This window comes from Pseudomonas sp. m6p (assembly GCF_055760375.1).
The window spans coordinates 1687286-1699828 of sequence record NZ_CM147084.1 but is presented as its reverse complement, the minus strand read 5'-3'; the positions used below and the strand labels follow the sequence as shown (position 1 = coordinate 1699828).

Genomic DNA, 12543 nt, shown 5'->3' with positions numbered 1-12543 from the left:
TGCCATTTGCCTGCCATTGGAATGACATCGTTTTAAGGATCATTGCATGACCCAACGACACGTAATCAACGCCTCGGTCAGCCCGAAAGGCAGCCTGGAAACCCTTTCTCAACGTGAAGTGCAGCAACTGAGCGAAGCCGGATCCGGCAGCACCTACACCCTCTTCCGCCAGTGCGCCCTGGCCATCCTCAACACCGGCGCGCATGTCGACAACGCCAAGACTATCCTCGAAGCCTACAAGGACTTCGAAATCCGCATTCACCAGCAGGATCGCGGCGTGCGCCTCGAACTGCTGAACGCCCCGGCCGACGCGTTCGTCGACGGCGAAATGATTGCCAGCACCCGCGAGATGCTGTTCAGCGCCCTGCGTGACATCGTCTACACCGAAAACGAACTCGACAGCCAACGCATCGACCTCAGCACCTCGCAAGGCATCAGCGACTACGTGTTCCATCTGCTGCGCAACGCGCGCACCTTGCGCCCGGGTGTCGAGCCGAAAATCGTCGTGTGCTGGGGCGGTCACTCGATCAACACCGAAGAATACAAATACACCAAGAAAGTCGGCCACGAACTGGGCCTGCGCAGCCTCGACATCTGCACCGGTTGCGGCCCCGGTGTAATGAAAGGCCCGATGAAGGGCGCGACCATCGCCCACGCCAAGCAGCGCATCCATGGTGGGCGCTACCTTGGCCTGACCGAGCCGGGGATCATCGCCGCTGAAGCGCCGAACCCGATCGTCAATGAGCTGGTGATCCTGCCGGACATCGAAAAACGTCTGGAAGCGTTCGTGCGTGTCGGCCACGGCATCATCATCTTCCCGGGCGGCGCCGGCACCGCCGAAGAGTTCCTGTACCTGCTGGGTATCCTGATGCATCCGGACAATCAGGGCCTGCCGTTCCCGGTAATTCTGACCGGGCCGAAACATGCCGCGCCGTATCTGGAACAACTTGATGCTTTCGTCACCGCCACCCTGGGCGATGCGGCCAAACAGCACTATGAGATCATCATCGACGACCCGGCCGAAGTCGCCCGGCAGATGACGGCTGGCCTCAAAGCGGTGAAGCAGTTCCGCCGCGAGCGCAACGACGCGTTCCACTTCAACTGGCTGCTGAAGATCGACGAAAGCTTCCAGCGTCCATTCGATCCGACCCACGAGAACATGGCCAATCTCAAGCTGCACCGCGACCAGCCGCCCCACGAACTGGCCGCCAACCTGCGCCGCGCGTTCTCCGGGATCGTTGCCGGCAACGTCAAGGACAAGGGCATCCGCTTGATCGAGGAACACGGGCCGTACCAGATCCGTGGTGACGCAGCGATCATGCAACCGCTCGATGCGCTGCTCAAAGCCTTCGTCGCCCAGCACCGGATGAAACTGCCGGGCGGCGCGGCGTATGTGCCGTGCTATCGCGTGGTGGCGTAACTCTTCCGGCCACCGCATCCCCCTGTGCCAGCCACCCATGCAAGCACAACAAAACCAAAGTGGGAGCGAGCCTGCTCGCGAATAGGCCAGATCAGCCACTTCAGATGTTGACTGATCCACCGTTTTCGCGAGCAGGCTCGCTCCCACAGGTTGTGCGCCAGCCAGAAATACCAGGCACCCCACAATGTTTCTGCGTGCGCCGATGCTGCCAATCAGCCTTTATTTCTGACGCAAAAGCCCCGTACATTCCGCACGAAAGCCACCCCCGGCCCGTACTAGCTTCGCGCTCAATTTTTCAGGGACGATTCATGAAACGGATTGCCGCGTGTCTGCTGTCACTCCTGGCCCCTGGCAGCCGATGCAGCAGATCTGCAACTGCTCACCGACAACCATCGCCCCCTGCACTTTCAGCAAGGCGATCACCTAGAGGGTTACGGAGTCGACGTGGTGCGCGCGCTGGCAGAGCAAACCGGTGACCGGATCGACCTGCAACAAGTCCCCTTGCTGCGAGCCTTGCGCACGGCCAGCGAAACAGCCAACACTGGCGTATTCACCGTCCTGCGTACTGATGAGCGCGATGACCGCTATCAATGGGTCGGGCCGCTGATCGAAGTCGAAACCGCGCTCTACGCCCATGCCAACAACCAGCCGCCGGTAAAAACCCTGCAGCAGGCGGATCAGGCCGGGCGCATCAGCGTGCCGCGCAAATGGCTGATCTACAGCTACCTTCAGCAGCAAAATCTGAAGAACCTCGACGGTGTCGAAACCCCGGAACAGATGATGCGTCTGTTCAGCTTGGGCCGGACCGATTTCGTGGTCTCCGACACCCTGTCCACCGCCGCGCTGGCCCGCACCCAGGGCATGGAGCCGGGACGCTTGCGGTATCAGATGTCGCTGATGAAACAGGACACCTACATCGCCTTTTCGCTGCAGACCGATCCGGGTCAGGTCAAACGCTGGCAACAGGCGCTGGAAACCTTGCGCGCCGACGGGCGCCTGGAGCAGATTCGCCAGCGCTGGCTGATGAATGCACTGCCGAGATAATCATTGGCTGAACTGGCCCCATCGCTGGCAAGCCAGCTCCCACAGTGGTTTGTGTTGTTCACAGACTTTGTGATCCATGCAAAACCCTATTGGGGCTGGCTTGCCAGCTACCCCAGTATTCTGTGTTGTTCACAGATTTTGTGATCCATGCAAAACCCTGTGGGAGCTGGCTTGCCAGCTACCCCAGTTTTCTGTGTTGCTCACAGATTTGTGATCCATGCAAAACCCTGTGGGAGCTGGCTTGCCAGCGATGGGGCCAGCAAGAACAACATCAATCCACCAGCCGCACCGCCAACGCCTTGGCCTGCAACGCCACATCCGTCACTGCCGTACTTTCCCACCACATTCCGCGTAGCGGTGGGCCCATGGCGAACAGACGGCTGGCGACTTGCCCCTCGGCGTCCAGCACCGCGCCGTCCACCGCTGCGGTAATCCCCAACGCCAACGGCCCCGGACGCACCAGCCCACGCACCAGCAACTGCTGCGGCAACGGTCGCGCCACGCGCCGCCAGTCGTACTCGATGCCACTGGAATTGATCAGCGCTGCGCCGTGTACCACGCGAGTCTCAGACTCACCGCGTGGCCGAATGCGAATGCTGACACCATTTTGCGTACTCGGCTCAAGCCCCTTGAACGACGCTGCCTGAATCCGCAACCGTCCCTCGTTGTGCAAGCGCACAACCAACGCCGCACTCAACGGTGGCGAACGGTGATGATGACTCTCCCACCATGGCCGCACATGGCGTACGAATTGTCTTCGCTGCACGTCAGTCGCCTGACTCCACAGCCGGCCGATATTAGCTCGCACGGTGTCCAGCGGCGCCTGCCAGTCGATGCCTTGGGCAATGGCGTCACGGCAATGCCTGCGCAGTTCGTGCAGCAACTGTCGCGGCGTGCGAATGCCCGGATCTTGCGCAAGGAAATCCACCCACGCCGGCGGTTGCCGACGTACATGGGGCAACAGTCCATGGCGGGAAAACACGTCGATCGGCCCGCGATGCCCGGCCTGCTCCAGCGAAACCACGGCATCGACCATGGTCAGCCCGGAGCCGATGATCAGCACGGTTGACTGCGGATCGAGCTGGCGCATGGCCGCGACGTCCCACGGATCAAGCGCAGCGGCATTCAGGCCGCTGGAATCCTTCTGCGGCGTGCGCGCGGCGGGGAACATGCCCGTGGCGAGCACGGCAAAGGCGCCGTTCAGGTGCTGCCCATCGTTCAAGGTCAGTTGCACCGAATCAGCATCGGTTTGCAGATCGACGACTTCGGCGCGAACGTGCTCGACGGTCGAACCGTGTCGCGCACCAACGACTCGCGCCTCGGCCAGGCGCTGCTGCACATACACGCCAAACAGCCCGCGCGGCGGGAACAGTTCACTGATCGGCACGTTCTGCTCGGCAGACTCCGGCCAGCCGCCGGCGGCAATGTGCGCAGTCAGCCATTGGGTCAAGTCATCAGGGTTGTCCGGGTCGACACTCATGCGCGCCGCATTGCCGTTGAGCGTGTGGCCCAGTTCGACGGCGCTGTAGGCTTCGCCACGGCCGAGTTCGACGCGCGGTTCGATGATCAGGATCCGCCGCTGGCCGGGCAGTCGCAGCAATTGCACGGCCAGCATCGTGCCGCTGAGGCCACCGCCGATGATCAAGATGTCTGCGCTCTGGGCCATTCAAATCACCACATTGCGCACAAAGCGCACCGCGACGGATCCGTCGTTGCGATAGCCGTGCGGCTGGTTGCTGGCGAACATGAAAAACTCGCCAGTCGCAATGGTATTGGTTACTTCACCCACCGTTAACGTCAGGCAACCTTCGAACACATAGATCTGTTCACTCCAGCCATCGGCGTCGGGTTGCGACGGGTAGACCTCGCCCGGTTGCAGGCACCATTCCCACTGTTCGACTTCACGGGTGGCGGTGGCCTTGGACAGCAGCACCGCTTTGCTCCCCGGAATGACGCCGGCCCACGCCACTTCGTTGATGCGACTGGTATCGCGTGCGTCGGGGGCCTGGATCAGGTCGCTGAAGGCCACATCGAGCGCTTCGGCAACGCGGTCGAGGGTGGTCAGGCTGACATTCTTTTCCCCGGCCTCGATCGCCACCAGCATGCGCCGACTGACGCCGGACTTTTCGGCCAGCGCGGTCTGGCTCATGTCAGCGGCGTGGCGCAGGCGCCGAACGTTGTGGCTGACGTGTTGCAGGACGGACGCCCGTTGGCTGGAATCTTTGTGCACTATATTGCTCACTCGGTGGGGTTGGGCAGTATACTGCGCAACGTTGGGCGCATTGTGCGTCCTGCCTTTTATAGTGCGCAAGGTCATGACGTCAGTGAACAGCTCCCCCACACCTCTTCGCTTCTCCCGCTTCAGCAAGGCCGAGTGCGTGCTGGTGCTGATCACCATGGTCTGGGGCGGTACGTTCCTGCTGGTGCAACACGCCATGACCGTCAGTGGCCCGATGTTCTTCGTCGGCCTGCGCTTTGCCGCTGCGGCCGCCATTGTCGCGCTGTTTTCCTGGCGCCACTTGCGCAACCTGACCCTGTTCGAACTCAAAGCCGGCACCTTCATCGGCGTGGCTATCATGCTCGGTTACGGCCTGCAAACCGTTGGCCTGCAAACGATCCCGAGCAGCCAGTCGGCATTCATCACCGCGTTGTACGTGCCCTTCGTGCCGTTGCTGCAATGGCTGGTGCTGGGCCGTCGGCCGGGGCTGATGCCGAGCATTGGCATCATGCTGGCGTTTACCGGGTTGATGCTGCTGTCCGGGCCGTCCGGGGCTGCGCTGAATTTCAGCCCCGGCGAAATCGCCACGCTGATCAGCGCCATTGCCATTGCCGCCGAGATCATTCTGATCAGCACCTATGCCGGCCAGGTCGATGTACGCCGGGTGACCGTGGTGCAACTGGCAGCGACCTCGGTGCTGTCATTCCTGCTGGTGGTGCCGACCGGTGAGGCACTTCCGGATTTTTCCTGGACGCTGCTGGTGACCGCACTGGGACTCGGCGCGGCGAGTGCGGCGATTCAGGTGGCGATGAACTGGGCGCAGAAAAGCGTTTCGCCGACCCGGGCGACGTTGATCTATGCCGGTGAGCCAGTGTGGGCCGGGATCGTCGGGCGGATCGCCGGGGAGCGCTTGCCGGCGATTGCCTTGGTGGGTGCAGGGTTGATTGTCGCGGCGGTGATTGTCAGTGAGTTGAAGACCAAGGGTAAGGTTGACGTCGAAGTTGATGGTGCCCTGGAGAACGACAGCGGCAATTGAGCGCAAAGATCAAAAGATCGCAGCCTGCGGCAGCTCCTACAGGGACATGCATTCCAATGTAGGAGCTGCCGCAGGCTGCGATCTTTTCGCCCCTGAAACAAAGCCAAACCAATTTTTTCAGACTACTTTGTAGGATTCTGAGACATCCTCGGGTTTGGTAATCAGGGAGCTGGCACGTATGATGCTTCACAAACTTCCGCAGATTAGAAGCCTATGTCCCTGATAGTTCTACTGCTTCTGCCATTCATTGGCAGCTGTCTGGCAGCGGTGCTGCCACACAATGCGCGTAATACCGAATCCCTGTTGGCAGGCCTGGTCGCTCTGATCGGCACCGTGCAGGTCGCGCTGTTGTACCCGCAAATCGCCCACGGCGGCGTGATCCGCGAAGAATTCATGTGGCTGCCCAGCCTCGGTTTGAACTTCGTCCTGCGCATGGACGGTTTCGCCTGGCTGTTCTCGCTGCTGGTGCTGGGCATCGGCGCCCTCGTCTCTTTATATGCGCGTTATTACATGTCGCCGGACGACCCGGTGCCACGTTTCTTCGCCTTCTTCCTGGCGTTCATGGGCGCCATGCTCGGCCTGGTGATTTCCGGCAACCTGATCCAGATCGTGTTCTTCTGGGAGCTGACCAGCCTCTTCTCATTCCTGTTGATCGGCTACTGGCACCACCGCTCCGATGCCCGGCGTGGCGCCTATATGGCGCTGATGGTCACCGGCGCCGGGGGACTATGCCTGCTGGCGGGGGTCATGATCCTCGGCCATGTCGTCGGCAGCTATGACCTGGACAAGGTCCTGGCCGCCGGCGATCAGATTCGCGCACATGCCCTCTACCCCATCCTGCTTCCCCTCATCCTTATCGGCGCCCTCAGCAAAAGCGCTCAGTTCCCTTTCCACTTCTGGCTGCCGCACGCCATGGCGGCGCCCACCCCGGTTTCGGCTTATCTGCACTCGGCGACCATGGTCAAGGCCGGGGTGTTCCTGCTCGCACGCCTGTGGCCGTCGCTGTCCGGCAGTGAAGAATGGTTCTACATCGTCAGCGGCGCCGGCGCGTGTACGCTGTTGCTCGGCGCCTACTGCGCGATGTTCCAGAACGACCTCAAGGGTCTGCTGGCCTATTCGACCATCAGCCATCTGGGCCTGATCACCTTGCTGCTGGGCCTGAACAGCCCGCTGGCGGCAGTCGCGGCGGTGTTCCACATTCTCAACCACGCGACCTTCAAGGCCTCGCTGTTCATGGCCGCCGGGATCATCGACCACGAGAGCGGCACCCGAGACATCCGCAAGCTCAGCGGCCTGATCAAACTGATTCCGTTCACCGCGACCCTGGCGATGGTTGCCAGCGCGTCGATGGCCGGCGTACCGCTGCTCAACGGTTTCCTGTCGAAAGAAATGTTCTTCGCCGAAACCGTGTTCATCAATGCCACCGCGTGGGTCGAAGCGGCGCTGCCGATTGTCGCAACCATCGCCGGCACCTTCAGCGTTGCCTACTCGCTGCGCTTTACCGTCGATGTGTTCTTCGGCCCGACCGCCACCGACCTGCCGCACACCCCGCACGAACCGCCGCGCTGGATGCGTGCGCCGGTCGAGTTGCTGGTGTTCACCTGCCTGATCGTCGGGATTTTCCCGGCGCAAGTGGTCGGTCCGCTGCTCGCGGCCGCCGCCCTGCCGGTAGTGGGCGGCACGCTGCCCGAGTACAGCCTGGCCATCTGGCACGGTCTGAATGCGCCGATGATCATGAGCCTGATCGCCATGTCCGGTGGCATCGTGGTTTATCTGTTGCTGCGCAATCAGCTCAAGCGTGGCCGCTTCAAATACCCGCCGCTGGTAGGTCGCTTCAACGGCAAGCGGCTGTTCGAGCGCAGTCTGGTGCTGATGATGCGCATGGCCCGCCGGGTAGAACGTCGACTCGGCACCCGCCGCCTGCAGATGCAACTGTTCCTGATGGTATTGGCGGCAGTGCTCGCCGGCCTGATCCCGATGCTGCACAGCCAGCTGAGCTGGGGCGACCGGCCGAAGATTCCGGGCTCCATCGTGTTCGTGACTCTGTGGCTGCTGGCGATTGCCTGCGCCCTCGGCGCCGCATGGCAAGCCAAGTATCACCGTCTCGCCGCCCTGACCATGGTCAGCGTCTGCGGGCTGATGACCTGTGTGACCTTCGTCTGGTTCTCGGCGCCGGATCTGGCCCTGACACAACTGGCGGTGGAAGTGGTGACCACGGTGCTGATCCTGCTCGGCCTGCGCTGGTTGCCGCGACGCATCGAAGAAGTCTCGCCACTGCCGTCGAGCCTGCGCAAGGCCCGGGTGCGGCGCCTGCGCGACTTGCTGTTGTCGATTGCGGTCGGCGCCGGCATGGCGCTGCTGTCCTACGCGATGCTGACGCGGCAGACGCCCAACGACATTTCCTCGTTCTACCTCAGCCGGGCCATGCCCGAGGGCGGTGGCAGCAACGTGGTCAACGTGATGCTGGTGGACTTCCGTGGCTTCGATACCCTGGGTGAAATCACCGTGCTGGTGGCCGTGGCGCTGACCGTGTTCGCCCTGCTCCGGCGTTTCCGCCCGCCGAAAGAAAGCCTGCAACTGCCGGCCCAGCAACGCCTGCTCGCGCCCGACGTGGTCACCGATCTGGTCAACCCGCGCAGCGCCAGCGATACCGCGCTCGGCTTCATGATGGTGCCGGCGGTGCTGGTGCGCCTGCTGCTGCCGATTGCGCTGGTGGTGTCGTGCTATCTGTTCATGCGCGGCCACAACCAACCGGGCGGCGGTTTCGTTGCAGGGCTGGTGATGTCGGTGGCGTTCATCCTGCAATACATGGTCGCCGGGACGCAGTGGGTCGAGGCGCAAATGAGCCTGCGACCGTTGCGCTGGATGGGCACCGGCCTGTTGTTCGCCACCGCCACCGGTCTCGGGGCGATGGCGGTCGGTTATCCGTTCCTGACCACCCACACCTGGCATTTCGCCTTGCCGCTGCTGGGCGACATCCATATCGCCAGCGCGCTGTTCTTTGACATCGGCGTGTACGCCGTGGTCGTGGGCTCGACGCTGCTGATCCTCACCGCTCTCGCCCATCAATCGGTGCGTGGTCACAAAACCGCGTCGCTGCCCAAGTCCGTCGCCAGCAAAGGAGCCGTCTGATGGAAGAAGTCATCGCAATCGCCATCGGCGTCCTCGCCGCCTCCGGGGTCTGGCTGGTGCTGCGGCCACGGACATTTCAGGTGGTCATGGGCCTGTGCCTGCTGTCCTACGCGGTCAACCTGTTCATCTTCAGCATGGGCAGCCTGTTTATCGGTAAAGAACCGGTGATCAAGGACGGCGTGACCCAGGACCTGCTGCACTACACCGATCCGCTGCCACAGGCACTGGTGCTGACGGCCATTGTCATCAGCTTTGCCATGACCGCCCTGTTCCTGGTGGTGCTGCTGGCATCGCGGGGCCTGACCGGCACTGACCACGTCGACGGTCGGGAGCCCAAGGAATGATGGCGATGACTCACCTGATTGCCGCACCGATCCTGCTGCCGCTGCTGACCGCCGCCGTGATGTTGATGCTGGGCGAGAAACACCGGCCGCTGAAGGCGAAAATCAACCTGTTCTCCAGCCTCGTCGGCCTGTTCATTTCGGTGATGCTGCTGCAATGGACGCAAACCACCGGCGTGCCCGGCTCCATCGGCGTGTACCTGCCGGGCAACTGGCAGGCGCCGTTCGGCATCGTGCTGGTGGTCGATCGCCTGTCGGCATTGATGCTGGTACTGACCGGGATCATCGGCGTCAGCGCCCTGCTGTTCGCCATGGCGCGCTGGGATGGCGCGGGCTCGAGCTTCCACGCGTTGTTCCAGATTCAGCTGATGGGCCTGTACGGCGCGTTCCTCACCGCCGACCTGTTCAACCTGTTCGTGTTCTTCGAAGTGCTGCTCGCGGCCTCTTATGGCCTGTTGCTGCACGGCTCGGGCCGGGCGCGGGTATCGTCGGGCCTGCATTACATCTCGATCAACCTCCTGGCCTCGTCGCTGTTTCTGATCGGCGCGGCGCTGATCTACGGCGTCACCGGCACCCTGAACATGGCCGATCTGGCGCTGAAGATCCCGCTGGTGCCGGAAGCCGACCGTGGCTTGCTGCATGCTGGCGCGGGGATTCTTGCGGTGGCGTTTCTGGCCAAGGCCGGCATGTGGCCCCTGAACTTCTGGCTGGTGCCGGCCTACTCGTCGGCCAGCGCACCGGTCGCGGCGATGTTCGCGATCATGACCAAGGTCGGCGTCTACACCCTGCTGCGCCTGTGGACGCTGCTGTTCTCCGGCCAGGCCGGGGCATCGGCGTTCTTCGGTGGTGACTGGCTGATCTATGGTGGCATGGCGACCATCGCCTGCGCCGCGCTGGCGATTCTGGCTGCGCAACGCCTGGAGCGCATGGCCAGCCTGAGCATTCTGGTGTCGGCGGGGATTCTGCTGTCGGCGGTGGGTTTCGCCCAGCCGAACCTGATCGGCGCGGCGCTGTTCTATCTGGTCAGCTCGACGCTGGCCCTGAGTGCGCTGTTCCTGCTGGCGGAGTTGATCGAGCGGTCGCGTTCGGCCAACGAAATCCCGCTGGAGGATGAAAGCGAACTGCTGCCGCGTCCGCAGGAATCCCTGCAACCGCCCAAGGGCATCAACCTCGATGACGAGCAGAAAGCCGTGGTAGGCCAGGTCATTCCGTGGACCATGGCGTTTCTCGGCCTGAGCTTCATTGCCTGCGCACTACTGATCATCGGCATGCCGCCGCTGTCCGGGTTCATCGGCAAACTCAGTCTGATCGGTGCGCTGCTCAATCCACTGGGGCTGGGCGATGAAGCGCCGATTTCCAACGCGTCCTGGGCATTGCTGGCGCTGCTGATCCTCTCCGGGCTGGCCTCTCTGATGGCGTTCGCGCGCATGGGTGTCCAGCGTTTCTGGACGCCGGAAGAGCGCCCTTCACCGCTGCTGCGCAAACTCGAATGTGCGCCGGTTTTCCTGTTGCTGGGGCTGAGCATCGCGCTGACCTTCAAGGCCGAACCGCTGCTGCGCTATACCCAGGCCACCGCCGACGCGCTGAACAACCCGCAGCAATACGTGATGGCCGTGCTCGGCACCCGCGCCGTTCCCAGCCCGGAAGCCAAAGCCGCGATGCTGGAGGTGCAGCCATGAAGCGCGTGTTCCCGGCTCCGCTGCTGTCACTGGCTTTATGGGTTTTGTGGCTGACACTCAACCTCTCCGTCAGCCCGGGCAACCTGCTGCTCGGCGCGATACTCGGGTTCGCCGCACCGTTGATGATGCGCAAGCTGCGCCCGAAACAGGTGCGCATTCGCCGCCCGCTGACAATTTTGCGCCTGTTCGTGATGGTCGGTCGTGACGTGATCCTCTCCAACCTGATCGTCGCCTGGGGCGTGCTCAACGCGGGTCGCCGACCGCCACGCTCGCGCTTCGTCAAAGTGCCGCTGGACCTGCGCGACGCCAACGGTCTGGCCGCGCTGGCGATGATCTGCACCGTGGTGCCGGGCACCGTGTGGTCGGAGCTGGCGCTGGATCGCAGCATTCTGCTGCTGCACGTCTGGGATCTGGATGACGAGGCGCACTTCATCCACCACTTCAAGACTGCCTACGAGCAGCCGTTGATGGAGATTTTCGAATGAGCCCGCTGCTGTCGAACGCGATTCTGCTGACGCTGTTCCTGTTCTCGCTGGCAATGGTTCTGACCTTGATTCGTCTGTTCAAGGGGCCGTCGGCACAGGATCGGGTACTCGCGCTGGATTACCTGTACATCGTCGCCATGCTGATGATGCTGACGCTGGGCATTCGTTATTCCAGTGACACTTACTTCGAGGCAGCGCTGCTGATCGCGCTGTTCGGCTTCGTCGGCTCGTTTGCCCTGGCGAAATTCCTGCTGCGTGGCGAGGTGATCGAATGACTGCGCAATTGTCGTTGTGGGTCGAGATTCCGGTGGCGATTCTACTGGTGCTTAGCGGGGTATTTGCGCTGCTTGGCGCGGCCGGCTTGCTGCGCATGAAGGATTACTTCCAGCGCATGCATCCACCGGCGCTGGCCTCTACGCTGGGCGCATGGTGCGTGGCGCTGGCGTCGATCATCTGCTTTTCGGCACTCAAGTCCGGGCCGGTGATGCATGCCTGGCTGATTCCGATCCTGCTGGCGATTACTGTGCCGGTAACCACGTTGCTGCTGGCGCGGGCAGCGTTGTTCCGCAAGCGCATGGCCGGGGATGATGTGCCGGCTGAGGTCAGCAGCCGCAGGACCGAGAGTGGTAGCTAACCCTTAAAAGATCGCAGCCTTCGGCAGCTCCTACATTGGCATGCAATCCCCTGTAGGAGCTGCCGAAGGCTGCGATCTTTCTAGACCCAAGCCACCGCCAGCAACCCCGCCCCCAACAACAGGCACAGCGGTGAATACACCCAAGTATCCAGCCGCGCAAATCGCGACCCCTTCACTTCCTTGAAAAACCCCACCAGATTCGAATCGCCGATCGCCCGGGCAAACATCAGTAACGCAATCGCACTGATCACCCACTGCAGCGCCTTGTGATGCACCGGCGGCATGCCCCAGCCGACCCGCATGCACACCAGCGCGGCGATCACCAATAACGCTGCCGCCACCAACAGCGTGATCCAGCCAGACGGTTTGAATGCCGGTCGCACCGTCGCCACCAGCCCTCGCACCGGCACTTGCGGTACCGCCGCCACCGCCGCCCACTGCCCACCCAGCGCCCAATACACGTGTACCAGAGCGATTGCCGCAAATATCGTCACCAGCCATTGAGCCAACACAAAGGTCATGGTCGAGAATCCTTCTGGGGATTTGAACAAAAC

At 62.5% G+C, this 12543-nt stretch carries 11 protein-coding genes and 1 pseudogene; 9 read left to right on the top strand and 3 right to left on the bottom strand.

Annotated elements, in window-relative coordinates; all coding sequences use genetic code 11:
- Positions 1-46 precede the first annotated feature (46 nt).
- Positions 47-1420, top strand: coding sequence for a nucleotide 5'-monophosphate nucleosidase PpnN (ppnN, locus tag ACYZUM_RS07715; protein ID WP_041062856.1), 1374 nt, complete (start codon positions 47-49; stop codon positions 1418-1420).
- Positions 1421-1728: 308 nt separating this feature from the next.
- Positions 1729-2464 (top strand): annotated as a pseudogene (locus ACYZUM_RS07710) (substrate-binding periplasmic protein).
- Between the two features lie 271 nt (positions 2465-2735).
- On the opposite strand, the gene ACYZUM_RS07705 reads toward ACYZUM_RS07710, so the two are convergent.
- Complete coding sequence (locus ACYZUM_RS07705) at positions 2736-4130, bottom strand: FAD/NAD(P)-binding protein (protein WP_108182393.1); 1395 nt, start codon at positions 4128-4130, stop codon at positions 2736-2738.
- Entirely contained in the window at positions 4131-4694 is a 564-nt protein-coding gene (locus ACYZUM_RS07700) for a helix-turn-helix domain-containing protein (RefSeq protein WP_041062862.1), read from the bottom strand.
- Positions 4695-4779: 85 nt separating this feature from the next.
- On the opposite strand from ACYZUM_RS07700, the gene ACYZUM_RS07695 reads away from it, so the two are divergent.
- From ACYZUM_RS07695 to ACYZUM_RS07665, 7 genes are all read left to right on the top strand, one after another.
- Positions 4780-5718 (top strand): DMT family transporter, encoded by a 939-nt coding sequence (locus tag ACYZUM_RS07695; protein WP_095666872.1) that lies wholly within the window; start codon positions 4780-4782, stop codon positions 5716-5718.
- Positions 5719-5931: 213 nt separating this feature from the next.
- Positions 5932-8850, top strand: a complete 2919-nt coding sequence (locus tag ACYZUM_RS07690) for a monovalent cation/H+ antiporter subunit A (protein WP_047294961.1) — start codon at positions 5932-5934, stop codon at positions 8848-8850.
- Entirely contained in the window at positions 8850-9194 is a 345-nt protein-coding gene (locus tag ACYZUM_RS07685; RefSeq protein WP_003225953.1) for a Na+/H+ antiporter subunit C, read from the top strand. The genes ACYZUM_RS07690 and ACYZUM_RS07685 overlap by 1 nt, the downstream gene beginning before the upstream one ends.
- Positions 9191-10870 carry a monovalent cation/H+ antiporter subunit D gene (locus ACYZUM_RS07680; RefSeq protein WP_095666874.1) on the top strand — a complete coding sequence of 560 codons (1680 nt, stop codon included), beginning with the start codon at positions 9191-9193 and terminating at the stop codon, positions 10868-10870. The genes ACYZUM_RS07685 and ACYZUM_RS07680 overlap by 4 nt, the downstream gene beginning before the upstream one ends.
- Positions 10867-11355 (top strand): Na+/H+ antiporter subunit E, encoded by a 489-nt coding sequence (locus ACYZUM_RS07675; RefSeq protein WP_047294965.1) that lies wholly within the window; start codon positions 10867-10869, stop codon positions 11353-11355. The genes ACYZUM_RS07680 and ACYZUM_RS07675 overlap by 4 nt, the downstream gene beginning before the upstream one ends.
- Entirely contained in the window at positions 11352-11630 is a 279-nt protein-coding gene (locus ACYZUM_RS07670) for a K+/H+ antiporter subunit F (protein WP_003225959.1), read from the top strand. The genes ACYZUM_RS07675 and ACYZUM_RS07670 overlap by 4 nt, the downstream gene beginning before the upstream one ends.
- Complete coding sequence (locus tag ACYZUM_RS07665; protein ID WP_047294967.1) at positions 11627-11989, top strand: Na+/H+ antiporter subunit G; 363 nt, start codon at positions 11627-11629, stop codon at positions 11987-11989. Before ACYZUM_RS07670 ends, ACYZUM_RS07665 begins: the two co-directional genes overlap by 4 nt.
- Before the next feature lie 80 nt (positions 11990-12069).
- On the opposite strand, the gene ACYZUM_RS07660 is transcribed toward ACYZUM_RS07665, so the two are convergent.
- Positions 12070-12510 carry a DUF3995 domain-containing protein gene (locus tag ACYZUM_RS07660; protein ID WP_041062882.1) on the bottom strand — a complete coding sequence of 147 codons (441 nt, stop codon included), beginning with the start codon at positions 12508-12510 and terminating at the stop codon, positions 12070-12072.
- Positions 12511-12543 lie beyond the last annotated feature (33 nt).

What these genes read in the sequence shown, in the direction of transcription:
- ACYZUM_RS07675 (WP_047294965.1), top strand. Translation starts at nt 10,867, where the DNA reads ATGAAGCGCGTGTTCCCGGCTCCGCTGCTGTCACTGGCTTTATGGGTT.
- ACYZUM_RS07665 (WP_047294967.1), top strand. Translation starts at nt 11,627, where the DNA reads ATGACTGCGCAATTGTCGTTGTGGGTCGAGATTCCGGTGGCGATTCTA.
- ACYZUM_RS07670 (WP_003225959.1), top strand. Translation starts at nt 11,352, where the DNA reads ATGAGCCCGCTGCTGTCGAACGCGATTCTGCTGACGCTGTTCCTGTTC.
- ACYZUM_RS07705 (WP_108182393.1), bottom strand. Translation starts at nt 4,130, where the DNA reads ATGGCCCAGAGCGCAGACATCTTGATCATCGGCGGTGGCCTCAGCGGC.
- ACYZUM_RS07695 (WP_095666872.1), top strand. Translation starts at nt 4,780, where the DNA reads ATGACGTCAGTGAACAGCTCCCCCACACCTCTTCGCTTCTCCCGCTTC.
- ACYZUM_RS07690 (WP_047294961.1), top strand. Translation starts at nt 5,932, where the DNA reads ATGTCCCTGATAGTTCTACTGCTTCTGCCATTCATTGGCAGCTGTCTG.
- ACYZUM_RS07660 (WP_041062882.1), bottom strand. Translation starts at nt 12,510, where the DNA reads ATGACCTTTGTGTTGGCTCAATGGCTGGTGACGATATTTGCGGCAATC.
- ACYZUM_RS07680 (WP_095666874.1), top strand. Translation starts at nt 9,191, where the DNA reads ATGATGGCGATGACTCACCTGATTGCCGCACCGATCCTGCTGCCGCTG.
- ACYZUM_RS07685 (WP_003225953.1), top strand. Translation starts at nt 8,850, where the DNA reads ATGGAAGAAGTCATCGCAATCGCCATCGGCGTCCTCGCCGCCTCCGGG.
- ppnN (WP_041062856.1), top strand. Translation starts at nt 47, where the DNA reads ATGACCCAACGACACGTAATCAACGCCTCGGTCAGCCCGAAAGGCAGC.